The 24361-nt window shown below is 35.5% G+C and carries 20 protein-coding genes; 9 read left to right on the top strand and 11 right to left on the bottom strand.

Features of this window, described 5'->3' with window-relative positions; genetic code table 11:
• Positions 1-63: 63 nt before the first annotated feature.
• Together CCAND38_RS11420 and CCAND38_RS11085 are read right to left on the bottom strand one after the other, a co-directional pair.
• Positions 64-630 (bottom strand): outer membrane beta-barrel protein, encoded by a 567-nt coding sequence (locus CCAND38_RS11420; protein WP_052458247.1) that lies wholly within the window; start codon positions 628-630, stop codon positions 64-66.
• A gap of 142 nt (positions 631-772) precedes the next feature.
• Positions 773-3262, bottom strand: coding sequence for a zinc-dependent metalloprotease (locus tag CCAND38_RS11085; RefSeq protein WP_042345487.1), 2490 nt, complete (start codon positions 3260-3262; stop codon positions 773-775).
• A 118-nt stretch (positions 3263-3380) separates the two neighbouring features.
• Between CCAND38_RS11085 and CCAND38_RS11080 the strand changes: the two genes are divergently transcribed.
• The 4 genes from CCAND38_RS11080 to ftsY all read left to right on the top strand — a co-directional run bounded on the left by CCAND38_RS11080 (position 3381) and on the right by ftsY (position 7583).
• Positions 3381-4547 carry a glycosyltransferase family 87 protein gene (locus CCAND38_RS11080; protein WP_042345485.1) on the top strand — a complete coding sequence of 389 codons (1167 nt, stop codon included), beginning with the start codon at positions 3381-3383 and terminating at the stop codon, positions 4545-4547.
• A gap of 4 nt (positions 4548-4551) precedes the next feature.
• Positions 4552-5487 (top strand): glycosyltransferase family 2 protein, encoded by a 936-nt coding sequence (locus CCAND38_RS11075; protein ID WP_041913983.1) that lies wholly within the window; start codon positions 4552-4554, stop codon positions 5485-5487.
• A 15-nt stretch (positions 5488-5502) separates the two neighbouring features.
• Positions 5503-6264 (top strand): polysaccharide deacetylase family protein, encoded by a 762-nt coding sequence (locus CCAND38_RS11070; RefSeq protein WP_042345483.1) that lies wholly within the window; start codon positions 5503-5505, stop codon positions 6262-6264.
• Between the two features lie 362 nt (positions 6265-6626).
• The gene (gene ftsY, locus CCAND38_RS11065; RefSeq protein WP_042010304.1) at positions 6627-7583 is read left to right on the top strand and encodes a signal recognition particle-docking protein FtsY; all 957 of its coding nucleotides are present in this window, start codon (positions 6627-6629) and stop codon (positions 7581-7583) included.
• A gap of 13 nt (positions 7584-7596) precedes the next feature.
• On the opposite strand, the gene CCAND38_RS11060 is transcribed toward ftsY, so the two are convergent.
• The 4 genes from CCAND38_RS11060 to CCAND38_RS11045 all read right to left on the bottom strand — a co-directional run bounded on the left by CCAND38_RS11060 (position 7597) and on the right by CCAND38_RS11045 (position 13781).
• The gene (locus tag CCAND38_RS11060; protein WP_042345481.1) at positions 7597-10812 is read right to left on the bottom strand and encodes a UvrD-helicase domain-containing protein; all 3216 of its coding nucleotides are present in this window, start codon (positions 10810-10812) and stop codon (positions 7597-7599) included.
• A gap of 43 nt (positions 10813-10855) precedes the next feature.
• Positions 10856-11680: a thymidylate synthase gene (locus CCAND38_RS11055; protein WP_042345479.1), complete on the bottom strand. Its 825-nt coding sequence runs from the start codon at positions 11678-11680 to the stop codon at positions 10856-10858.
• A gap of 197 nt (positions 11681-11877) precedes the next feature.
• On the bottom strand, positions 11878-12915 hold the full coding sequence (locus CCAND38_RS11050) for a Gfo/Idh/MocA family oxidoreductase (RefSeq protein ID WP_042345476.1): 1038 nt from the start codon (positions 12913-12915) through the stop codon (positions 11878-11880).
• Positions 12916-12992: 77 nt separating this feature from the next.
• On the bottom strand, positions 12993-13781 hold the full coding sequence (locus CCAND38_RS11045) for a DUF2797 domain-containing protein (RefSeq protein WP_042345474.1): 789 nt from the start codon (positions 13779-13781) through the stop codon (positions 12993-12995).
• A 375-nt stretch (positions 13782-14156) separates the two neighbouring features.
• Between CCAND38_RS11045 and CCAND38_RS11040 the strand changes: the two genes are divergently transcribed.
• The 3 genes from CCAND38_RS11040 to CCAND38_RS11030 all read left to right on the top strand — a co-directional run bounded on the left by CCAND38_RS11040 (position 14157) and on the right by CCAND38_RS11030 (position 17143).
• Positions 14157-15668, top strand: a complete 1512-nt coding sequence (locus CCAND38_RS11040; RefSeq protein WP_042345472.1) for a GH3 auxin-responsive promoter family protein — start codon at positions 14157-14159, stop codon at positions 15666-15668.
• 136 nt (positions 15669-15804) lie between these two features.
• The gene (locus tag CCAND38_RS11035; RefSeq protein WP_042345470.1) at positions 15805-16422 is read left to right on the top strand and encodes a lipoprotein signal peptidase; all 618 of its coding nucleotides are present in this window, start codon (positions 15805-15807) and stop codon (positions 16420-16422) included.
• A 1-nt stretch (position 16423) separates the two neighbouring features.
• Entirely contained in the window at positions 16424-17143 is a 720-nt protein-coding gene (locus CCAND38_RS11030) for a YqjF family protein (RefSeq protein ID WP_042345468.1), read from the top strand.
• An 81-nt stretch (positions 17144-17224) separates the two neighbouring features.
• Here CCAND38_RS11030 and CCAND38_RS11025 read toward each other — a convergent pair whose 3' ends face one another.
• The 5 genes from CCAND38_RS11025 to CCAND38_RS11005 form a co-directional block, all read right to left on the bottom strand.
• Positions 17225-17974 carry a uroporphyrinogen-III synthase gene (locus tag CCAND38_RS11025; RefSeq protein ID WP_042010227.1) on the bottom strand — a complete coding sequence of 250 codons (750 nt, stop codon included), beginning with the start codon at positions 17972-17974 and terminating at the stop codon, positions 17225-17227.
• 66 nt (positions 17975-18040) lie between these two features.
• On the bottom strand, positions 18041-18700 hold the full coding sequence (locus CCAND38_RS11020) for a DUF4271 domain-containing protein (protein WP_042345466.1): 660 nt from the start codon (positions 18698-18700) through the stop codon (positions 18041-18043).
• A gap of 13 nt (positions 18701-18713) precedes the next feature.
• A complete protein-coding gene (locus CCAND38_RS11015) occupies positions 18714-19091 on the bottom strand; it encodes a DUF4296 domain-containing protein (RefSeq protein WP_042010233.1) in 378 nt (125 codons plus the stop codon).
• 3 nt (positions 19092-19094) lie between these two features.
• Positions 19095-20432 (bottom strand): dihydroorotase, encoded by a 1338-nt coding sequence (locus CCAND38_RS11010; RefSeq protein ID WP_042345464.1) that lies wholly within the window; start codon positions 20430-20432, stop codon positions 19095-19097.
• A 183-nt stretch (positions 20433-20615) separates the two neighbouring features.
• Complete coding sequence (locus CCAND38_RS11005; RefSeq protein ID WP_042010239.1) at positions 20616-21608, bottom strand: DUF4837 family protein; 993 nt, start codon at positions 21606-21608, stop codon at positions 20616-20618.
• Positions 21609-21752: 144 nt separating this feature from the next.
• Between CCAND38_RS11005 and CCAND38_RS11000 the strand changes: the two genes are divergently transcribed.
• Positions 21753-22523 (top strand): alpha/beta fold hydrolase, encoded by a 771-nt coding sequence (locus CCAND38_RS11000; RefSeq protein WP_042345462.1) that lies wholly within the window; start codon positions 21753-21755, stop codon positions 22521-22523.
• Positions 22524-22568: 45 nt separating this feature from the next.
• Complete coding sequence (lysS, locus tag CCAND38_RS10995) at positions 22569-24266, top strand: lysine--tRNA ligase (protein WP_042345460.1); 1698 nt, start codon at positions 22569-22571, stop codon at positions 24264-24266.
• Positions 24267-24361: the final 95 nt, after the last annotated feature.

Here is a 24361-nt window from a genome sequence, read left to right as displayed (position 1 = left end):
GAAAACCATATAAAAGCCTTTGAAATTGTGTTTTTCTACATCAATTTTGGGTGGATTTGAGTATCATACTTTGGGAAACACTACCTCATTTTTAATATTTGATTGTTGGAGACCTATTTTCCCATCTAAGAAAACACTGATTTTTTTGCTGAAGATAAATTCAAATCCGAATAGCGAAACTGTAGTGTCAAAATTTTGAAATTCCGAAGTGATATCATTTTTTCGTAGCAAGAAATCGGTAGAAAATCCTAATTGATAGAAAATATGTTCGTGAAGTTTGAAACGAGCTTTGTAACCAATCGAGAGGTGAGGTAGGTTGTAATGTATGTATCGATTTTCAATCATATCTTCATAATAAACTCCTTGACCTGAGTAAGTTAGCTCAAAAAGAAATGAATTGACAGCAGGTAAAGATGTTTTTACGGTCGCAAATCCTCCAAAGAAAATATCGTCTTTACCCTGAAGGCCATCTTGCAAAGGGTAAACGGCTGCTAACCTTGAATAATTCAAACCTCCTTTAATCCCCCAATGGATTTTATTATCCTCATCTTGTGCAAATAGAAAACTTATGTTTAGTAGTACAAACAATGGTAATACTACTTTTTTTATAGATTTGAATAATTTATTCATAATAAATCTAAATAATTGACAATGCAAATGTAAGAAAAAGTATTCTATTGGGTTAATTATTCATATTTTATGAGAGAAAAAAAGGAATTATCAATCCAATTTTTAAGAGATTAATAATTCCTTTTGAAAAAATAAAAAGATTTTATTTCGTTTCGAATAGCTTGTCGATACGAGCAACGATGTCTTTCAGGTGGTTTTGGGTCATAGCATCTGCGGAAGAAGCTGAACGAGCCATCGTGCGAATTTGTGAAAGTTCGGCACGAACAGCCGCCTTAATGTCCGAGGTGTGAGCATTAGCATTCGTTCCCTTAAAGTAAGGACTTGGTGGAGCAGGAGGTAACGCTTTGGTTTCGAGTAAAATTTTTCCTAAAATTTCCACGTGTGAACGTTGTAAGTTTCTGCGGTAAGCATCAATCTTTGCTCCCATTGTAAGTTCTGTCCATACGCCTTTTCGGATGTCACTCATCAATTCGGTAATTTTGTATGCTTTATCTCCATTAAGAGCTTCATTTTCAATTACTCTGTGTAATCGTGCAATGTCTAACAAATGTGATAAACCAATAGCTTGTGTATTTTTAATGCGTTCCAATGTTCCTGCATATTCAATACGTTTGATGATGGCATTATCAATGAGCCAAGATGGCGTTTTAAACACCTCTTTACTAAGGAATTGAACAGCTCGTTTTTGAATGTCTTTCGGAACATAAACATACACTTCGCCCGATTGGTCAGCGGTTTTGTAATATTCGTAAACACCTCCGACGTTAGCCGAAACGTGTCCGATATAAAGACGATATTGACCTAAAACTTGACCGTAAAGACTTTTTAAATCCTCATAAGTTTCTCCTTCTTTGGTTGTCCATTTTATCAAATTTGGTACGATACGTTTAAGGTTAGCAATTCCGTAGGCACTTGCTTTCATTGCATCGTCTCCCAAATCTTCCGATTGCGAACTTGGGTCAACAATGTGTCCTGCCTGTTGATGTCCAAAGCGATAGAGAGGGTCGCCTGCGTGTTTTAAAATCCACTGATTTAGCGTTTCTTTCTCTTCTTCAGCAGATTTATCCAAAATAGGACGATATCCCCAAGCGATAGCATATTTGTCATAAATCCCGATTTCAGGCATTAAAGCCACGCCTTTATCCTCAGGTTGAGCGATGTAGTTAAATCGGGCATAATCCATAATGGAAGGAGCAGTTCCGTGTTTTTTGGTGAAAGAAGCCGAACGTAATGAATCTACAGGATACGCGTGGCTACTTCCCATATTATGAGGCAATCCGAGAGTGTGCCCCACTTCGTGTGAAGATACAAATCGAATCAAACGTCCCATAATTTCGGTTTTAAATTCTGGCTTTTGAGCATCAGGATTGATGGCTGCCGTTTGTACAAAAAACCAATTGCGAAGCAAGGTCATAACATTGTGATACCAATTGATATTGGCATTTAGAATTTCACCCGTGCGTGGGTCGCTAATGTGTGGACCATTAGCATTTGGTATGGGAGAAGCTAAGTAACGCACCACCGAGTATCGCATATCGTCAGGGTCCCAATCAGGGTCTTCTTCTTTTGTTGGCGGGTCTTTCGCGATGATAGCATTTTTGAATCCTGCAGCCTCAAAGGCTTTTTGCCAATCTTCGATACCTTGTTTTATGTACGGAGCCCACTCTTTGGGTGTAGCTCGGTCGATGTAATAAACGATAGGTTTTTTAGGCTCAACAAGTTCGCCACGTTTGAATTTTTCGATGTCTTCTTCTTTTACTTCTAATCGCCATCTATCAAGATAAGTTACTGATTTTGTTCTTTGTACAGGAAGTCCGTAATCGGTTTGACTGGTTGTGAACCAACCTACACGCTCATCGAAATACCTGCGTTTCATAGGATTTTCAGGAAGTAAAATCATTGAATTGTTGATTTCCACAGTGATAATCCCCGCAATGCGACTGGTATAAGCAGGTGGCTCAGAAGCGTTGTATGTTTTTATACTACGCACTTCAATATTTTTTGGGAATGTTTTTATTCGTTCAATAAAACTTCGTTTAGTGTCTATTCCACCAATTTTGTATTGTTTTCGATAGCGTTCCGAAAGTCCAAAAGGTTTGGTGTCTTTTTCAAAAAGCTCATTGACTTCAATCACTGATGAAATGCTGTCTTTTCCTCGTGTTTTAATATCGAAACTAGCTAAAATAGGTTCAACGTTCGAGTTGATAACTGCCTCATAAATAGGCAAACTATCATTAGCAATGATGCTGTGTGAGACCATTCTCACTAATATTTTTTTATCTTTCTTTTCCCATCTAATTACTTGATTGTTAGCCTCTTCTCCCCCAAAACCGATGCCCGTTGCTGTTTTGGAAATACGAGTAACCATCAGCATTTCTTTCCCTAAAAGCGAATCGGGAATCTGATAAAAATACTTGTCGTTTACCTTATGAATGGTAAACAATCCTTGTGTAGTTTTTGCCGTTTTTGGGATAATTGCATCAAATCCCTTAGGTTTAGCTTCTTCGGCTTTTTTCTTTGCCTCAGCCTCGATTTGGGCTTTTTTCTTCTTACTTTTGAAAAGCTGTGCATTTGCTTCATTTACAGAGAGTAATAAAAGCAATGCTGAAAAGCATAATGTTAATTTACGCATATAATTTAGATAAATAAAAATCAATAAGGGCAAAGATAATGATTTTACGAGACCTATGTGCGTTGTTTTTCAAAATAAATTACTTTTTTCACAGAAATAGTTATATTTGCAAAAAAAAATGATGCTACGGTTGTTTAGGGATTTTCGCTTCGTTACATTGCTGTGGTTCGGTTTGGCTCTTGCTACCGTAATTCAGAATGTTTTTATACGAGAGAAGTATAATAACTATTTGATTTTTGAAGGAGTCTTCCGTCACACCATTGGAAAACTATCGCTTTACGCTGAATATCCAACAGAGTACTTTGATGTAAATCATTATGGAATTTTGTTTAGCGCTATAATTGCTCCGTTCGCTGTTTTGCCTAATTGGTTAGGTTGTTCACTTTGGATTATGAGCAACGTACTCTTTCTGTATTGGGCGATACGTCAACTGCCTTTGAAACAATGGCAAATAATAGGAATATTACTTATTGCAGCTCACGATTTATATACCGCAGCAGCAATGCAACAATTCAATATCAGTATAGTAGCCATTTTAGTAGGAGCATTTGTTTTCATAGAAAAAGGGAAAAGCCATTGGGCTACATTGCTGATTGTTATAGGGATTCTAACAAAAATTTATGGCATTGTAGGACTTGCTTTTTTCTTCTTTTCAAGAGATAAGATTCGATTCATAGGGTCGGGACTACTTTGGTTGGTGATTTTATTTTGTTTACCAATGCTTTATTCCTCACCGCAATATGTTATCTCTCAGTATCAAGAATGGTTTGAACGATTGGCAGTCAAGAACAATTCGAATATGAATGCTTTACAATACAACCTTCAAAATCTATCCTTATTAGGATTTCTGCAACGAACGGGGGTTTTTAATAATAATTTAGTGGTAATTGTAACCGGATTAGTACTATTCATGTTGCCTTATTTACGTTTTAATCAGTATCAAAATAAAAATTTTCGGTTGATGTTTTTAGCCTCTGTAAGTATGTTTTTATGTCTGTTTAGCACAGGAACGGAAAATAGTACTTATATAATAGCTTATGTAGGTATTGGAATATGGTTTGTAGCAAGTCCGAACCAAAACAAATGGTTAAAAATAAGCCTTTTGTCCCTTACAATACTAGCATCACTCTCACCTACAGACATATTTAAACCCCTAAAAGAACCTTTTATTATTAAATATTCGCTACGGGCAATTCCTGTAGCAATTGTTTGGTTAGTAATGATTTGGGAAATGTGTTTTTTGAATTATAAAGACAGATTGCTCTTTGAAAATCGAAATGATTAAAGAAATGCAAAAAAAACAGATTGACATCGTAGTTCCTTGTTATAACGAATCAGGAAATATTCGAGTATTATACGACTCGGTACAAGCTATTTTTCAAGAAAAATCACTTGAAAATTACACGTTTAACCTTATTTTTGTCAATGACGGAAGCACTGATGATTCGCTACAGATTTTAAAAGAAATGTGTCAGAGGTATAAAAATGTGAAGTATATTTCCTTTTCGAGAAACTTTGGGCATCAATTGGCTGTAAAAGCAGGTTTAGACAATGCTTTTGGTGATGCTGTAATTTCAATGGACGCTGATTTGCAACACCCACCTTCTCTCATTCCTGAACTTGTCAGAAAATGGCAAGAAGGGAATCAAGTAGTGGCTACGATACGTAAATATGCTCCTGATGCGGCAAATAAGATAAAAAAATCGTCTACTTATTTTTATAAAACACTGAATTTCATTACTGATATTGAGATAAAAGATGGTGCTGCAGACTTTCGGTTGTTGGACAAGTCAGTGGTATCAGTAATTCGATCAATGAGTGAAAATGAACCTTTCCTGCGAGGAATGGTTCCGTGGACTGGATTTCGTCAGGTTTACATTCCGTATATTGCACAGAAAAGATTTTCTGGAAAAACCAAATATACTCTAAAAAAAATGCTTCATCTGGCAATGGTAGGAGCTACAGCGTTCAGTGTAAAACCATTGCATTTTGCTGTGTATCTTGGTTTTGCCTTTTCATTATTATCTATTTTATACGTTCCTTATGTGATTTTTTCATTTATAAACGGAACAGAAATATCAGGGTGGGCATCACTGATTATGACAGTTGTTTTCTTTGGCGGATTACAACTTATCATTCTTGGAATTATCGGAATTTATATCGGAAAAATATTTAAACAAACTAAAGACAGACCCAATTACATCATTCAAGAAAGAAATTTTTAGAAAACATAATTCACAATGATTTATCTTTCATTCGACATCGAAGAATTTGATATGCCAAAAGAATATGGCTACAACATTGATTTCCAAAGACAAATAGCCATATCACGTGAAGGAACAATCGCCATTTTAGACCTTTTAAAAAAATACAGCGCCAAGGCTACATTTTTTTCAACGGTTGTTTTTGCACAGAATTGTCCTGATTTAATAGAACGTCTTTTGATGGAAGGACACGAATTGGCTTCACACACCTATTATCATTCTAATTTTGAAATTTCTCATCTCAAAATGTCCAAAGAAGCCTTAGAAAAACAATTTCAAACTGAAATAAAAGGACTTCGTATGCCGAGAATGGCAGAAATAGAGGCAAACGAGGTAAAAGAAGCAGGATATATTTATAATTCGTCCGTAAACCCGACCATTCTACCGGGTAGATACAATAAATTACACGTATCAAAACGCATTTTTATTGAAAAAGGACTTCTGCAAATTCCTGCCGCTGTGAGTCCGCTATTTCGTATTCCTCTTTTTTGGCTTTCTTTTCACAACTTTCCGCAGTGGTTTTTCCATTTTCTTTTAAAAAGAACGATGAAGTACAGAAATTACGCTACATTGTATTTTCATCCTTGGGAATTTACCAATTTGCATCAGAAAGAATTTAATTTTCCGAATTATGTAATGCGAAATTCAGGCGAAAAAATGATTTCCCGATTTGAAAAACTACTAAAATTCATCCATCAAAATAATTGGAAAACTGGATTATACCAAGATTTGAAATAAAATTTTCAAAATAATTTTATAACTTTGCAGAACACTCTTTGAGGTACAATATGAATATTTTAATCATTTCCATTTTTTTGAAGTGAATGTATGTTGTATGTCAGTTAGTTATATGAGAGGAAAGTCCAAATCAGAAAATGTGTTTGACAGATATGCAGATTTGTCTTATTTCTTGATTTGAAATACATTACTAAGATATTTTTACATTTCAATTTATTCCGTATTTTAGCACCCAAAATAAGGAATGTAACTTTCATGCATTTAGCAAATTCTGTGAAAAAATAGGGGTTTGATTCTGATTTGTATGATAAAACAACAATATTAAGCAATAAAATTTAACTAGAAACAGGAAGTCCATGGCAATGAATTTTTTTAAGAAAATATTTTCTTCGGAAAAAAAAGAAACCCTTGATAAAGGATTAGAAAAGTCAAAAGTAAGTTTTTTTGACAAATTAGGTCGGGCAATTGCAGGTAAATCGAAAGTAGATGACGATGTGCTGGATGAGCTTGAAGGAGTTTTAGTTAGCAGTGATCTCGGCGTAAGTACCACTTTGAAAGTTATCGAACGGATTGAAAAACGAGTAGCTCGTGATAAATACCTAGGAACTAATGAATTGAATAGAATTCTTCGAGAGGAAATCGCTGGACTTTTATCAGGGACTAACAGCGGTGAAGATACTGATTTTGTTATTCCTGTGGATAAAAAACCGTATGTCATGATGGTTGTTGGGGTCAACGGTGCGGGGAAAACCACTACCATTGGTAAGTTGGCATATCAATTTAAGAAGAAAGGATATAAAGTTATGCTTGGTGCAGCAGACACATTTCGTGCAGCCGCCATTGACCAATTACAAGTGTGGGCAGACAGAGTCGGTGTGCCAATTGTTAAGCAACAAACAGGAAGTGACCCAGCTTCTGTAGCTTACGATACTTTAGCATCGGCTGTAGCACAAGATGTTGATGTTGTTATAATTGATACGGCCGGACGTTTGCACAACAAAATCAATCTGATGAATGAATTGACTAAAGTGAAGCGAGTAATGCAAAAAGTTATTGCTGACGCTCCACACGATGTATTACTTGTTTTGGATGGCTCAACAGGACAAAACGCTTTTGAACAAGCCAAGCAATTCACCAAAGCAACCGAAGTGTCGGCTTTGGCTGTTACCAAATTAGATGGAACCGCTAAAGGAGGTGTAGTCATCGGAATTTCAGACGAATTCCAAATTCCGGTGAAGTACATTGGAGTAGGGGAAGGCATAGAACATTTGCAGGTCTTCAATAAATACGAGTTCGTAGATTCGTTTTTTAAAGATTAAGAAAGGTGTAACTTTATCCAAAAATGATTTCACTCGTGTTCAAATAAACCAATATCTTTTGGGTGATGTTCCAGCCTAACAGGGATAAATTATTGGCATAATAGGACATCTGTTGTATGTCTTTTTCATTAGGTTTTCCTGTCTTATAATCAATGATAACAGCAATTTTTTCTTGGGTAGAATAGGCAATGCGATCTGGACGGAAATAGTTACCATTAGAATCGACAAACTCTCTTTCAATGTAGTAGGTGTATCTGTCTGTGAAATAGGGTTGTATTTCTTTTCGTTGTAACAACTCAATCAATTGCTTCTCAATCAATTCATGTTGAGCTTGTGAAATAGTACCATTTTGTAGGTTTTTTTCTAATACTTTTTGAATATCACTATTATATTTGATTTCGGCTAATAGTTTATGCATCAGATTTCCTCGCTCAATAGCCTCTTTTCGAGTAGTATCCCACAAAAGAGAAGCTCCAGTAGCAATTTTATAGTTAGGAGTTTTCCAATCCTTCTGAAATTTAATGAAGCCATCTGAGCCAATTTGCTTTTGTTTTTTTCTTTGTGGGAAAATAGGGCTGCCGAAGGTGTAATGCGACTCATTTTCATTAACGTTACATTGTATTTTCTCGTTTTGGTTCAGAAGGGAAATGTGTAATCCAGCAAATTCCTTTAGAAGTGTACCATAGGTTTGCTTTTTAGGTGATTTTGGTAAAGCTGTTATCACATAAAGGAAGGATTCAGGGCGAGTCATTGCCACATACAGCACATTGATTTGGTCTAATTTATTTTGTTCATTATGTTGATTGATAATCTCTTGGCTTTGAGTTTCAAAATTGATTATTCCTTTATTGAATCGCACTAACAAATGTGAAAAACCACCAAAATTTTCCGCATCTACTGGATACCAAAGCGTGTCTTTTTTCGTATCCACTAACTCGCTATCGGCAAAGGCATAGATAATCACCGGAGCTGATAATCCTTTACTTTTATGCACGGTCATTATCGAAATAGCATCTAATCCTTCCGGAGAACTAATACTTAAAGCGTCTTGATTTTCTTCCCAGTACAAAAGAAAATCGGAAATTCCACCTTTGTTGGTGTTTTTAAACTCAAAAATGATGTCCAGAAAACTTGCTATGTAAGCATCTGAATCGTTAGCTAAATCAAAACGATTGACTGCTAATGCCATGCCTTCGTAAAGGGAATAACCATTGAATTGAGCCAATGAAAAGCCGTATTTTTCAAAAAAAGAATCGATAGGTTGGTCAATATATTCGGTAATGAAGTTGTGTACATCAGCTGTATTTTTTACACTGATAAAATCGAATAACATATTGACTTTTAACTCTTTGCTATCAGGATTTTGTACTGCTCGTAGTAGCGAAATCAGAAAACGAATTGATGGCACATTTTTCAACAAAAGGGAATCAGGAGAAATAATTTTTTTTCCTTGTGCAGAAAGATAGGAGGCTAATGCCAATCCCTCACGTTTTTTACGAACTAAAATAGTGATATCTTCGTCTTTGGCTCCCGATTCATTGGCATGTTTGACTGTTTCCCAAACCTCTTTGCAATAAGTCAGTTCTCTTGGAGTATATCCCAATTCATCGGCTATATTTTCCTCTTCGTAGTTTTCTTCCTCTTGTTCAACATCTACAAATCGAATATCTACATATCCAATAGGGAAATTTTGATTATTTCTTTTGTATTCGGGGTAATTTTGGGTGGCATTAGCATACAAATTTTGATATTCTTCAGACTCAAAAAAGGTGGAAGTAAATTTGAAGAATTTATTATTGAAATCAATAATAGTTTCTAAACTTCGGTAATTTTCCTCTAAATTTACGACAATCCCCCCTATCGTAAAAGGCTGTTTTTTATTGAGATATAAATCCATAAATTGCTCAGCTTTACTTCCTCGCCATCGATAAATTGATTGTTTGGCATCTCCCACTAACAATACAGAGCCTTGTTGTTGATTCATATCTTCGCTTGATACTACATTGGATATCAACTCTTTAAGGTTGTTCCACTGCAATTCTGATGTATCTTGAAACTCGTCAATAAAATAGTGCTGGAAACGCTCACCAATACGCTCATAGATAAATGGAATAGTTTGTTTTGTAATTTCGTTGGAAATCACCGAGTTAAACTCCCAAATCGGAAGAATATTTTCTTCCTGTTTAATTAATTCTATTTCATTTTGAATACGATTTAGCAAAGCCAAAGGAACTACATACTGCAGTGCATTTTTTACAAAATTATATTCTCCAAATTGTTGTTGTACAGTTTTGAACTGTCGTACAAATTCAGGTTGTAGGCTGTCAATTAGAGCTGTATTTAATCCTTTCTTATTTGATTCAGCGTATAAAGGTTTTGTTTCCAAATTTAATTGCCAGTTTGCACCCCAAACAGGTTCCCTTTTAGGATCGTTTTGTATTTTTTTGAAAAAGTTAAACATGTATTTTCCAGAGAAAATATTTTCATCTAAATCGTTTTCATTCAATAGTGTAAAAAAATCAGTGGTGATTTGCCGTATGGTTTCTATGCTTTGTGATAGTTTTTGTTGTAGTATTTTTTTTAGAGCTATGAAGTTAGATAGTGTCTTCTCTTTCAGTTCTTTAAGAGTTGTGTAGTGATTTTCTTTGGTGAGCATCTCTGCTACTTCCAGTAGTTCTTTGGTGGTGTCCCAATTCTTGTCTTCTTTCATTTTGTCTTCTGAAAAATCAATAAGTAATTGGGTAATTTCAGCATCTTCTCCAGCCCTGCTCATCAGATTGTCAACCGCCGTACGCAGTATGGTTTTTTGATCTAACTGTACCTCAAAAAATTGATTTAATTGTAAATCGAAGGCAAAGTTACGTATCAATTGATGATTGAATCCATCAATAGTGCTGATGTTGAAAGCAGCATAATTATGGAGTATGTGTTTCAAGACAGACTCGGAACGCGAACGCAATTTCTCGGGAGCAATTTTCAATTCTTGCCTAAGCTCTTCAAACATCGAATTAGCTTCGGTAAGGCTTTTTATATCTGAAAATTCGGTAAGCATTTCAATTACCCGATCCTTCATTTCAAAAACAGCTTTATTGGTAAATGTGATAGCCAATAAGCGACGAAAAGAGTCTATTTTTTCATCGCTTAAAATGATTTTCAAATAGGCTTTTACCAAACCATAAGTTTTTCCAGAACCCGCCGAGGCATTGTAAATGGTATATGAAGATTGCATCGCTATGTTTTTTGAAATGTTTTATGTATTGATTGTTAAGTATCTACACCGAAACTTCTCCTTTTATGGCAGGATAAGGGTCGTAACCTTCTAGTGTAAAGTCTTCATATTTAAAAGAAAATAAGTCGGTTACCTCTGGATTGAGCTTCATTATGGGTAAAGGACGTGGCTCACGACTCAGTTGTAATTTTACTTGTTCAAGATGATTGTTATAAATGTGAACATCTCCAAAAGTGTGTACAAACTCGCCAACTTCTAGCTTACAAACTTGAGCCACCATTATTGTTAATAAGGCGTACGAGGCTATGTTGAAAGGTACCCCTAAAAACACGTCAGCACTACGTTGATAAAGCTGACAGGAAAGTTTTCCGTCTGCCACATAGAATTGAAAAAAGGCGTGGCACGGAGGTAAAGCGGCCTTTCCGTTGGCAACATTCTCACAAAAGGATTTTGAAGTGTCGGGCAATACTGAAGGATTCCAAGCCGCCACAATAATACGACGACTATCAGGGTTTTTCTTGATGGTTTCGATTACTTGCTTGATTTGGTCAATATCTTCGTTGTTCCAATTACGCCACTGATGTCCATACACAGGACCTAAGTCACCATTTTCATCAGCCCACTCGTTCCAGATGCGAACACCATTGTCAGATAAATACTTAATATTGGTATCGCCTTTTAAAAACCAAAGAAGCTCGTGAATAATAGATTTTAAATGTAGTTTTTTGGTGGTAACAACGGGAAATCCCTTGCTTAAATCGAACCGCATTTGGTAGCCGAATACGCTAATGGTTCCCGTTCCAGTGCGGTCTTCTTTTTTGTGTCCGTGTTCTAAAATATGTCGTAATAAATCGTGATATTGTTGCATTTTATTAATTTTATAAATAGAAAATTTAGAACCGCAAAGATACAAAAAACCACTTCATAGCGAGAGGTTTTTAAAAGTTATATTAATACTATTTTATCGAAACAGAGGCTTTCAATTTCGCTAAGCCTCTCAATGGTTATCATCAACGGTTGTTCATGACTTTTAACATCTAAAACGAATATGTTATAGAATCATCTCTATAGCGATATTTTCCTTCCTTGAGAAAAACTTTCAATAGCCTTGTCAATCACAGACATGGTTTGCACAGCTTGGTTAGCAGGAACAGGATTTAATTTTCCATAAACCATTGATTCATATACATTTTGATAAAAATCCATGTAGTTTCCGTGTTGAGCTACGGTCTGCTCGTAAACGGTATAGGTGTGTAATATACCGTTCGGATATTGCACTTTAGGAAGCCAATTTTCGGTAGTTGGAGTAATTCCCTTTGAAAGCATATCCTCTTGAGCGTCAAATCGTTGTTGTAAAAAACTGCCTCGATCACCGTGTACGATATATTCCCAGCCTTTTTCCTTTGATATGGTTGAAGATTTTAGGCGTACACGAAGTTCGTTTTCATAAAATAGAATGAGTTCAAAATAATCATTCGTTTGTGTTTTTTCGCGTAGGAATCCTAAATCAGCATATATAAACTTTGGATAACCAAATAGTTGCAATGCTTGATCAATAAGATGAGCTCCCAAATCATGCAGAGCTCCTGACCCTGCTATGGGAGCTTCTTTATGAATTTTTTCACTGATTGAGGTGCGAAAACGATCGAATCGGATTTCTACTTCTTTAATGGTTCCTAAAGCTCTACTTTCAATAATTTCTTTAACCTTAAGATAATCTCCATCATAACGCCTGTTTTGGTAAACGCTTAAAAAACAATCGTTTGAATCTGCCAATTGCTGTAACTCTTTTGCTTGGTCGCTCGTAACGGTAAAAGGCTTTTCCACCAATACATTCTTCCCTAATTCCAATGCCTTTTTAGTGTATTCATAATGTGTTTGTACGGGAGTGTTGATCACAATCAAATCAATGATTTCGTCAAGGAGTAACTCATCGAAAGAACGATACAATTTTGATTGAGAATACTTTTCTCGTGAATCGTTTTTATGCCTTTCCACCACAGCTTGTAACCGAAAAAGTGGGTGATTTGCTACAAATGGAGCGTGAAACAAACGTCCGCTCATCCCAAAAGAAGCTAATCCTACATTTATTATTTTGTTCATTTCTTTATCTTTTTAGTGTTTTGACATGATATACATTCTAGAACCTACGTTGTCGTTCAAAGATACAAACACATTTCCTACATAGAGAACTTTACGTAATACCCCTCATTACCTCGCACATTGAAAACCGTCCCATCTTCAAAGATGAGGTACTGTCCCTTGATTCCTTTCAACACTCCATTGTACACTGGCGTATTGATTAAATTAAGAGAATGTACCTTCTGAGGAAACTGTTCCACAGGAAATTGGATATGAACCTCTTCACCATTGTCAATAAAATAAGATTTCGTTTCCTTAGGAAAGAATGTAAACAGCTGATTTCTAATTTCTTTTAAATCAATATCTTCCAGAGTATTCGTAAGCATTTTTCGCCAATCGGTTTTATCCGAAACATGCTCTTTCAAAGCAACTTCAGTAATTCCTGCCAAATAACGGTTTGGAAGTTCAGCTATTACCAAAGCTTCATGAGCTCCTTGATCTATCCAGCGTGTAGGCACCTGTGAATGACGCGTAACCCCCACCTTCACTTTACTTGAATTTGCCAAATACACATAATGAGGTTGCAGTTGCATCTGTTTTTCGTAGTCCAAATCCCGATCTTCAATATCTAAATGAGCTTTGCTAAGTTCTGGATGCATAATCCAATCGGCGGCTTGTGGAATTTCAAAAAAACATTTTTTGCAAAACCCTTGTCGAAAAATAGGTTCGTTATTTCCGCAGCTTAAACATTGAAAATGAGATAATTCTATTTTAATCTGTTGATTTAGCAAACTATTGACCGATAAAAAATCGTTCTCCAATTGCAAGTAGTAGCGTACAGGATTTGCCATTTCGGTCATCATTTTTTGTAATACTCCTTGAAACATATCTATTTTTTTTATTAAATTTACCCGATTTTAGAAGGTGGTATATTCAGAATATATATTCGATGATATAATCATTTGTGTTGCAAAAGTAATAATTTCAGGAACATGTTTTATTTCAATTAGAATTTACCCCTCATTTTTACGGAAGTTTAGGACTGTGCAAAATTTAGATTTTATTCATTCTGTTTGTATTAAGGAATTTTTAATTTTAACAGATTCGTAATAACTTTTGAGAAAAATGTATTTGATAAACAACAACAAAACTATGTAAAGTTCTGATTATCAAAATCTATTATACAAACGATATGCGAGAGATAAAAAAACAATTGAACAAATCATATCGGGAGTTTCAATCAATTTTAAAAAACATTAAAAATGCCATTAGCACTATTTAATTCGATAACCTCTTGGTTTTTAAGACGACGTATTGACCAAATTCAGCAATTTGTAAATAACCCCCACCAGACACAGGAGCGTGTTTTAGCGGAATTGCTAAACGCTGCTAAAGACACCGAAATTGGAAAAAAATATGGTTTTTCCGAAATCGAAAATTACCAGCAATTCGTACAAAATACACCCTTGGTAACCTACGAGGAATTTGAACCCTATATTGACCGAGCCAGAAAGGGTGAACGTAACGTTCTTTGGCATTCTCCCATCAAATGGTTTGCTAAAAGTAGTGGGACAACTAATGCTAAGAGTAAATTTATTCCCGTCAGCGAAGAGGCTTTGCAGGATTGTCATTACAAATCAGGCAAAGATATGCTTTGTTTATACTTAAACAATAATGAAAACTCTAATCTATTTACAGGTAAGAGTTTACGCCTTGGAGGAAGCAAAGAACTATATCAAGAGAACGGCACTTATTTCGGTGATTTATCAGCAATACTAATTGAAAACTTACCATTTTGGGCAGAATTTAGTTCTACTCCAAGCAATAAGGTGTCGCTCATGAGCGAATGGGAAACAAAACTACAAGCTATTGTCAAAGAAGCTAAAAACGCAAATGTAACCAGCATGGCTGGAGTTCCCTCATGGATGCTTGTCCTACTCAACCGAGTGTTAGAAGAAACTGGAAAAAATAATTTACTCGAAATATGGAAAAATTTGGAAGTATATTTTCACGGAGGAGTTAGTTTTGTCCCATATCGCGAACAATACAAAAAAATAATCCCTTCTGATACTTTCCGCTACTATGAAATTTACAATGCCTCAGAAGGATTTTTCGGGATTCAAGACAGAAATAATTCCGATGAATTGCTTTTGATGCTAGACTATGGTGTGTTCTACGAATTTATTCCGATGGATACTTTCGGAACCAACCAACAAAAAGTGATTCCTCTATCCGAAGTAGAACTCGGAAAGAACTACGCAATGGTAATCACCACAAATGCAGGACTTTGGCGATACATCATCGGAGATACGATTCGTTTCACCTCTGTTTCACCTTATCGTATCAAAATTACAGGACGTACCAAGCACTTTATCAATGTTTTTGGAGAAGAACTTATTATCGAAAATACGGAAAAAGGACTAAAAAAAGCTTGTGAACTTACCAATAGCCATGTGAAAGATTATACAGTAGCTCCTATCTTCATGAAAGATAAACTCAAAGGCGGACATGAGTGGATCATTGAGTTCGATAAAGAACCTTTGAACATCGAAAAATTCACCGAAATATTAGATGAAGAACTCAAAAAAGTAAACTCCGACTACGAAGCTAAGCGTTATAATAACATGACTCTTAACATGCCTACCGTTCATGTAGCCCGACAAAATCTGTTTCATGATTGGCTCAAAAACAAAGGAAAACTAGGGGGACAAAACAAAGTGCCACGACTTTCCAATAGCCGAGAGCATCTCGAAGAGTTATTGAAATTCATGTAACCAAAATTGATTCTTTACACAATTGTTGAAATTTTAAACCTATTAGTAAATGCAAATTTAAGTAAGTTCAATACTAAGTTTTTTAGCTTATTTACCAAAAAAGACTTACTTTTGCCCCTCATATACTTATAATTCTATGAAATTAAAACACGCCATTTTTATCATTCTTGCGATATTAATCATTGACCAAGTTAGTAAAATATACATTAAAACAAATTTTATTCTGAATGAAAGTGTAGACGTTTTTAGTTGGTTTAAAATCTATTTCATTGAAAACAACGGAGCCGCATGGGGAGCTGAAATCCCCGGAGTTTATGGAAAACTAGCCTTAACACTTTTTCGTATTTTTGCGGTTTTCGGGATAGGCTATTGGTTGATATCATCCATAAAAAAGCAACGACATCCTATTTTAATCACTTCTATATCAATGATTTTAGCAGGAGCATTAGGTAATATTATTGATTCTGTTTTCTACGGAGTGATTTTTGACCATAGCTACAACAACGTAGCGACTCCGTTCTCAGAACAACCCTATGGGACTTGGTTTCACGGCAAAGTAGTAGACATGTTCTACTTCCCTTTGATTGACACTACTCTTCCTGAATGGTTGCCAATTTGGGGAGGTAACCGTTTTCAGTTTTTTGAACCAGTTTTCAATGTTGCCGATTCTGCCATATGCGTTGCGGTAGGGCTATTGCTTATGTTCAACAAAAAAGCTTTTCCAAAAGAAGAGAAAATAACGGAACAAATCTAAAATGAGCATTATCACAAACATTTTAAAAAACAACGAACATCGACCATATCCACTTCCGAAAGGCAATTGGACATACTATCAAGAGTGGAATCGAGCCTTGTTTTTACATTATAAAGTACCTTATGAGTTGTTACGTCAATTAGTTCCAACCGGCTTACAATTAGATAGTTACAATAATGATTGCTACATCTCGTTAGTAGCATTCACTATGGAGAAAATAAGACCAAAGCAACTACCCGCCATTTCCTTTATTTCTGACTTTCATGAGATAAATATCCGAACGTATGTAGAAAAAGATGGTAAAAAAGGTGTCTATTTTTTAAATATTGAAGCAGGAAAACTACTATCAGCTATTGTAGCGAAATGCTTATCAGGACTTCCATACGAGTTTGCAACGATAAAACGTGCTGATAATCAATATAATTCAGAAAACAAAAAGAAGAATTTCCATTTGGACGTATCATTTGACATAGAGGAAATTATATTTGAAAAGACGCCTTTAGACCTTTGGCTTACAGAACGTTATTGCCTGTTTTTGGATATAAAAGAATCTTTGTTTCGGTATGACATACATCATCAAGAATGGAATCTTAGAGGTCTGAAAATAAACAAATTAAATGTAAATTATCATCTGAAAAACATTTCTTTATCACCTAACTATCACCTTTGTCACTATTCCGATGGCACTCAGGTCATTTCATGGAATAGGATAAAACTTTAGTGTTGTACTAAAAGCTAAAGGCAAATTAGATTCCACTAACTTGCCTTCAGATTATATAACTTGTATCATTGATCGCCCTAACTATTTTTTTCCATTTACTTTTGAAATATACTGCTCCAAAGCCATTGTCATTGAAGGCGTTTCAGGAGAAGGAGCCTTTATGTCGATGACCAACCCCGCCTCTTGGGCTGCTTTTAAAGTTGAATCACCATAAACGGCTATTTTTGTGTTATTCTGGGTGAAATTAGGAAAGTTTTTAAACAACGATTCAATACCTGCAGGACTAAAGAAAGCCAAAATGTCGTAATTAAAGTTGCTTATTCCTGATAAATCAGAATGAACAGTCCTATAAAAAATTGCTCTTTCCCATTTGATTTTCAAATCATTAAGAGCTGTAGCAAGTTCTGCCTTACAAGTATCTGAACCGGGGAATAAGAAGTTTTCCTCTTTGTATTTTTTCAAAATAGGCAACAAATCAGAAAACTCTTTCTTTCCTACATAAATTTTTCTTTTTCTGTAAGTGATGTACTTTTGCAAGTAGAATGCAATCGCTTCAGATTGACAGAAATATTTCATGGTATCAGGCACCTTAAAACGCATTTCTTCTGCAATTCTAAAATAATGATCCACAGATTTTCTGCTGGTTAATATAATAGCAGAAAATTTTGTTAAATCTATTTTCTGTAAACGTATATCTTTAGCACTAACCCCTTCGACTTTTATGAATGGAATAAAATCAATTTTAACCCTTTGATTTTCAATAATATGAGCATACGGAGAGTTTTCTGCCTTCGGCTCTGGTTGTGAAACCAAGATACTTTTTACTTTCATAAATAATTACTGTTTGCTTTGTGCTAAATAAATCCTACGGATGTTATTAGTTCACCGAATTTGTTTCTATAAAAATCTAATCCCATAGATAAAGAAGACATACGGTGCTATTTCAAGGGTGCAAAGATACAAAATAAAATAAATAATGTAAGGTTTTATCATCTTTTGATTGGATTTTACAATCGAAATCCAACCTAATACGTTGATTATTAATAGTATGCCGAAAAGTAAATAGATGTATCTTTTTTCTAAAGACACTGCATATAGAATAAAGAATAACACTACAACCACCAAAATAGCTCCATAACTTGAATATGCTATACGACTAAACATGTACCCCTTACTAAACCCTCTCAACTCAAACACTTGAGCTATAGAAGTTTGTACAACAAGCTTTAAACCTAAAAGCAACAGAAGTAATACAGCGATGTCTAAAAATAAAAATCCAGTACTAACAGGAAACTGTAGATCATATATCTGTCCACAAACATAGAAAAATAAGCTCAACGAAAACCATTGCAAAAAAAATAGAAAAAACGTAAAAAGATGTATTTTTCGTTCTTTTTTCTCGTAAATCACAATGTACTTATCATTTAATGGTAATTTTACATATTCCGAAAAATGATTGGGATAAACCATTTTCATAAAGGCTATAACCCCAAAAACAAAGAGGAATAATGGGAAAATCCAGGATAAAAAAGGCGGAGATAATAGATGACTTTCCAAGGTTCTGTATTTTTTAGTCTACTTCTAAAGGTGTGACTGATGTTGCATCAATTTCTGGAATGATGCTATCTCGTTCTCGTTTCAATCGTAACTCAACATTTTTGATTATTGTATCATATTTTTGAGGAAAAGAAGCATAATATTCCATATTTTGAGCTAAAATTAAACTGTCAATTTCATATTTTTTGTATATCAATTCCTGAAAAGAGATATTTAATGTGTCCATCATTGTGTAATCTGTACTTTTTATAGCGTCTAAAAGGATTAAATCATACATCAAATTCTGCATTTCTCTTTCCGAAAGAAATTTTTGAGGCTTTTTTACAATATTTTCACCACATGACAGCACCGAAAAACATAGAATAATCAAAATATATAATCTTATTTTCATAACTTATCTATTAAAAGTAACGCGTTTTCCAGCCGCCTCTCCAATAATAATTCCATCATTGTATACCATTTTTCCATTAACGAATGTGGTTCTGATTTTTGATTTGAACACAGAATCTGTAAAAGGAGACCATCCACATTTGTACAAAATATTCTCTGTGGTCACTTTCCACGGACTATTCAAATCAACTAAAACTAAATCAGCATAATACCCTTCACGAATAAACCCTCTATCCTTCACTTCAAATAAAATTGCGGGATTGTGGCACATTTTTTCAACTATTTTCTGAATTGAGATACGTCCTTTATGATGTTGCTCAAGTATTGCTACTAACGAATGTTGCACCAAAGGGCCTCCCGAGGGAATTTTATGATATTCTTGATTTTGCTTTTCTTCGAGTGTATGAGGAGCATGATCGGTAGCAATTACATCCAGACGGTCGTCTAACAAGGCTTCCCACAAGCTCTCACGATCATTAGCCGTTTTGACCGCTGGATTCCATTTAATGAGGCTTCCCTTTTGATCGTAATCAGCATCGGAAAACCACAAATGATGTACACATACTTCCGCAGTTATCTTTTTATCTTTCAAAGGAATATCATTTCTGAAAAGATGAGTTTCTTGAGCTGTTGAAAGATGAAAAACGTGTAATCTCGCTCCTGTTTTTTGAGCTAAGGAAACAGCTTTAGACGAAGATAAATAACAAGCTTCATGGCTTCGAATTAAAGGATGAACTTGTATAGGTATTTGGGAACCAAACTGTTGAGAGTAACGCTCCATGTTGTGCCGGATGGTTTGCTCATCCTCACAATGGGTAGCTATAACCATATCCACATTCGAAAAAATACGTTCAATAGTTTGCTCATTATCTACCAACATATTCCCTGTGGAAGAGCCTAAAAATAGTTTAATACCCACACAAGCCTTGCGATCTAATCGCTTTAGTTCCTCTAAATTATCATTCGTTCCACCAAGAAAAAACGAAAAATTAGCGAAAGAAGTTTTCGATGCAATTTCAAATTTTTCTTCCAAAAGATCAATAGTTGTGGTTTGGGGAACAGTGTTGGGTTGTTCAAAAAAAGTAGTTACTCCTCCCGCAACAGCCGCTGCACTTTCGGAAGCTATATTGGCTTTGTGCGTCAACCCAGGTTCTCTAAAATGAACTTGATCATCAATTACTCCTGGCAATAAGTAATGCCCTTTTCCTTCGATAACTGTGTATCCGTTTTCCGCTGTAATATTGGGTGCTATTTTGGCTATTCGTTCTCCTTCAATGAGTATATCACCTCTAATCACTTGATTCTCATTGATAATATGTACATCTTTGATAAGTGTTTTCATTTGTGTTGTAGAATTGCAAATTGTCTTGTATTCAAAATTAAACCCCAAAGATATAAGATTAATTTTAAAATACCTACTTTTAGGGATACTTTATCCATTTCAAACGCTTTTGACTGCAAAAAAGAAAACGAACAATTCCCACAAACGAAAACTATCTTTTACACCAAAAAATTAAGTAACAAATTACTTTGCAAACTCAATGGATTTTACAATAGCTTCTAATTCAAATAGATAATCTCTCTTTTCTATTCTTGGAGCTAAAATGAAGCCTTCAAGTACGACTAAACGGTTATTAGGAACATCTTCGATAATATAATTCAGGTAAGGTCCTCCTAAAAAGAAATTTTTCATTTCCCACAAACCACGACTTTCCATAGCATTCCTGTTTTTAATTTTCATATCTGTAATGCTAGGAGCAAAGGATGTTTCGGTAATCATGTACATACCTTCTTTTCTACCTGGTATGTATCGTTCACCGATGGAATCACGCATTCTTACGATGGTTTCAGCTCGGCTATTGTCTTTTGGTATGCTATTGATAGGCATCTCATAAACAATTAAGTTGGAAGTTCCCCCCTTAATTTGACGTTCTATCCAGAAGAAATTATTTTCTTGCTTCACAATTTTGTAAACAGAGGGCATTGTGAGCGAAAAGCCTAATTTTTCCTGCAATGCCGTTTCTTTATTCAAAGATTTTTGGAATCGTGATTGAGCTTCCTTAATATCGTTATCCCTAAATTCTTCTATCATTTTGGCAAAATGCTCTTGAATCTCACAACTGATGTCTCGTTTTGTTTTACCTTTGATAACACCCACTTTTTGAGGACGTGCATACAAATTCTCTTTTACGAATGATTTATTAAGTGAATCTTGACTGATAATCAATACATTCCTACTATTTCGAGTGTTATCCGTAAAAATTTGTGGAGGAATCTGATGTAATAAAAAAATTGGTTCTTCGGTTGGAAGACCTTCTAAAGGCGAGGCAAAATATTTTCGGATAGTATCCCCCACAAAACCTTCCCAAAGCGTATTGTCAATGACTACGGCTAAAGAATTTAATTGCCCTATAGACTGTGGCAAATGCAGATTTTTAGCCGATTTTTGGTTGTTATCTGTTTCATTACAAGCTGTTAGCAAACATAAACTTATAAAAATATATATTATTTTTTTCATAAAATTAGTGGTTAATTTCCTATTATTTTTTACAGCGAAAATCGTTCCAAAAACGTTTTTTTTGTTTTTTATTTATCAATAAGTTGAATTTTCATATTTTAGAAGTATCTTTGCCGAAAAGAATATAACACACAAAATTGAGCAATGAACGTATTGCATTCACAAATCATAGGCGAAGGGAAACCGTTGTTTATTTTACACGGATTTCTTGGCATGTCGGACAATTGGCGAACTTTAGGAATCAAATATGCCGAAGCAGGGTATGAGGTACACCTTATCGACCAACGGAATCATGGACACAGTTTTCATCACCAAGAATTTAGCTATTCTATTCTAACAGAAGATTTGAGGCATTATGCCCAAGTGAAAAACATCACTCTTTTCGATTTAATTGGACACTCTATGGGAGGAAAAACAGCAATGTTATTTGCTACGGAGTATCCGAACATGATTGATTCTGTGATTGTTGCTGATATTGCACCAAAATTTTATCCACCACATCATCAACAAATTTTACAAGGATTAGCTTCGATTGATTTTGAAGTTGTCAAATCGCGTTCGGAAGCCGACAAGCAACTATCTTTCTACGTCAGCCAAGCTGATGTAAGACAATTTTTACTAAAAAATTTATTTTGGAAAACAAAAGATCAATTGGATTTTCGCTTTAATTTAGAAGCTCTTATGGAAAATGAGTATGAAATTGGAGTTGAATTACCGAAAAATAACACTTTCGATGGGAAAATTCTATTCCTAAAAGGAGAGTTTTCGGAATATGTGATGCCAAGCGATGAACCTCTGATTAAACAACATTTTCCAAATGCAAAAATTGAAATGGTTTCAAAATCAGGACACTGGCTACATGCACAAAATCCAGATGAGTTTTTCCAGAAAACGATGGCTTTTTTAAATCAATAATATGTTTATCTTCAAAGAAAATATACAACAAAATCGATTAATTATATGCAACTTTCAGAACAAGAAATCATCCGTAGAGAAAAACTTGATAAATTAAAAGAATTGGGTATCAATCCGTATCCAGCGGAATTGTACCCTGTTGATACAACTTCTGCCGATGTAAAATCGGGTTTTCAAGAGGGAAAGAAGGTAACTTTGGCAGGGCGACTAATGTCTGTCCGTATTCAAGGAAAAGCCTCTTTTGCTTCATTACAAGACAGCCAAGGACGCGTACAGCTCTATATCAATCGTGATGAAATTTGTCCTGACGAAGACAAAACCCTTTACAATGAAGTATTTAAAAAATTGCTCGACTTGGGTGATTTCATCGGTGTGGAAGGCGAACTTTTCCTTACACAAGTGGGTGAAAAATCAGTACGGGTAAAAAACTTCAAACTACTAAGCAAGGTACTTCGTCCGTTGCCGCTTCCTAAAACCGATGCCGATGGAAATACCTTTGACGCCTTCACCGACCCCGAACTTCGCTATCGTATGCGTTACGTGGATTTGGTGGTAAATCCGCAGGTAAAAGAAGTTTTCATCAAACGTACCAAACTTTTCAATGCAATGCGTCAGTTTTTCAATGAACGTGGTTATATGGAAGTGGAAACACCTATTTTACAATCCATTCCGGGAGGAGCGGCGGCTCGTCCGTTCATCACGCATCACAATTCTTTGGACATTCCTTTGTATATGCGAATTGCCAACGAATTGTATCTGAAAAGACTTATCGTGGGAGGATTTGACGGCGTGTACGAGTTCTCGAAAAACTTCCGAAACGAAGGAATGGACAGAACTCACAACCCTGAATTTACCGCAATGGAAATTTATGTGGCATATAAAGACTACCATTGGATGATGGAGTTTACCGAACAATTGTTGGAGCATTGTGCTATTGCCGTAAATGGTTCAACCAAAGCTACTTTCGGCAAACACGAAATTGATTTCAAAGCTCCGTATCCGCGAGTTACGATGACCGAAGCCATTCAAAAATTCACAGGGTTTGACATCACAGGAAAAACCGAGAAAGAATTGTTCGATTTTGCTAAATCTATCGGGATTGAGGTTGATGACACAATGGGCAAAGGCAAACTAATAGACGAGATTTTCGGTGAGAAATGCGAAGGAAATTTCATTCAACCTACATTTATCACGGATTATCCGAAAGAAATGTCGCCACTGACCAAAGAACATCGCAACGACCCCAATCTGACTGAGCGTTTCGAGCTGATGGTCTGCGGAAAAGAAATCGCCAATGCATATTCCGAGTTAAATGACCCCATCGACCAACGCGAACGTTTCGAGGCACAGATGGCACTTTCTGAGCGTGGCGATGATGAGGCGATGTTCATCGACCAAGACTTTTTACGAGCGTTAGAATTTGGTATGCCTCCAACATCAGGCTTAGGAATCGGAATGGACAGACTCATAATGTTCCTGACCAACAACGAAAGTATACAAGAAGTACTTTTCTTTCCACAAATGAAGCCTGAAGCGAAAGCCGCACAGACAGTAGAGTTAAACGAAGACGAAAAAATGGTGTTTGAAATCCTCCAAAAAGCGGAAGTTCTTCCGTTGGAAGAGTTAAAAGCCCAATCGGGATTGTCTAACAAAAAATGGGATAAAACCATCAAAGGACTGACCAGCAAAAAAGTAGCTTCGGTTGAGAAACAAGGCGATAATTTATTGGTGAAATTAGTATAACATAAGGGCGAAAGATTTTTCGCCCTTTTTTTTAAAAAAATAGAGATTATGAGAATGCTATGTTCTCTTTTTCAAATTTAGGCGATAACTTTCTA

The organism is Capnocytophaga canis (assembly GCF_000827555.1).
GTDB classification, from domain to species: domain Bacteria; phylum Bacteroidota; class Bacteroidia; order Flavobacteriales; family Flavobacteriaceae; genus Capnocytophaga; species Capnocytophaga canis.
This window is presented reverse-complemented; position numbering and strand designations above follow the sequence as displayed.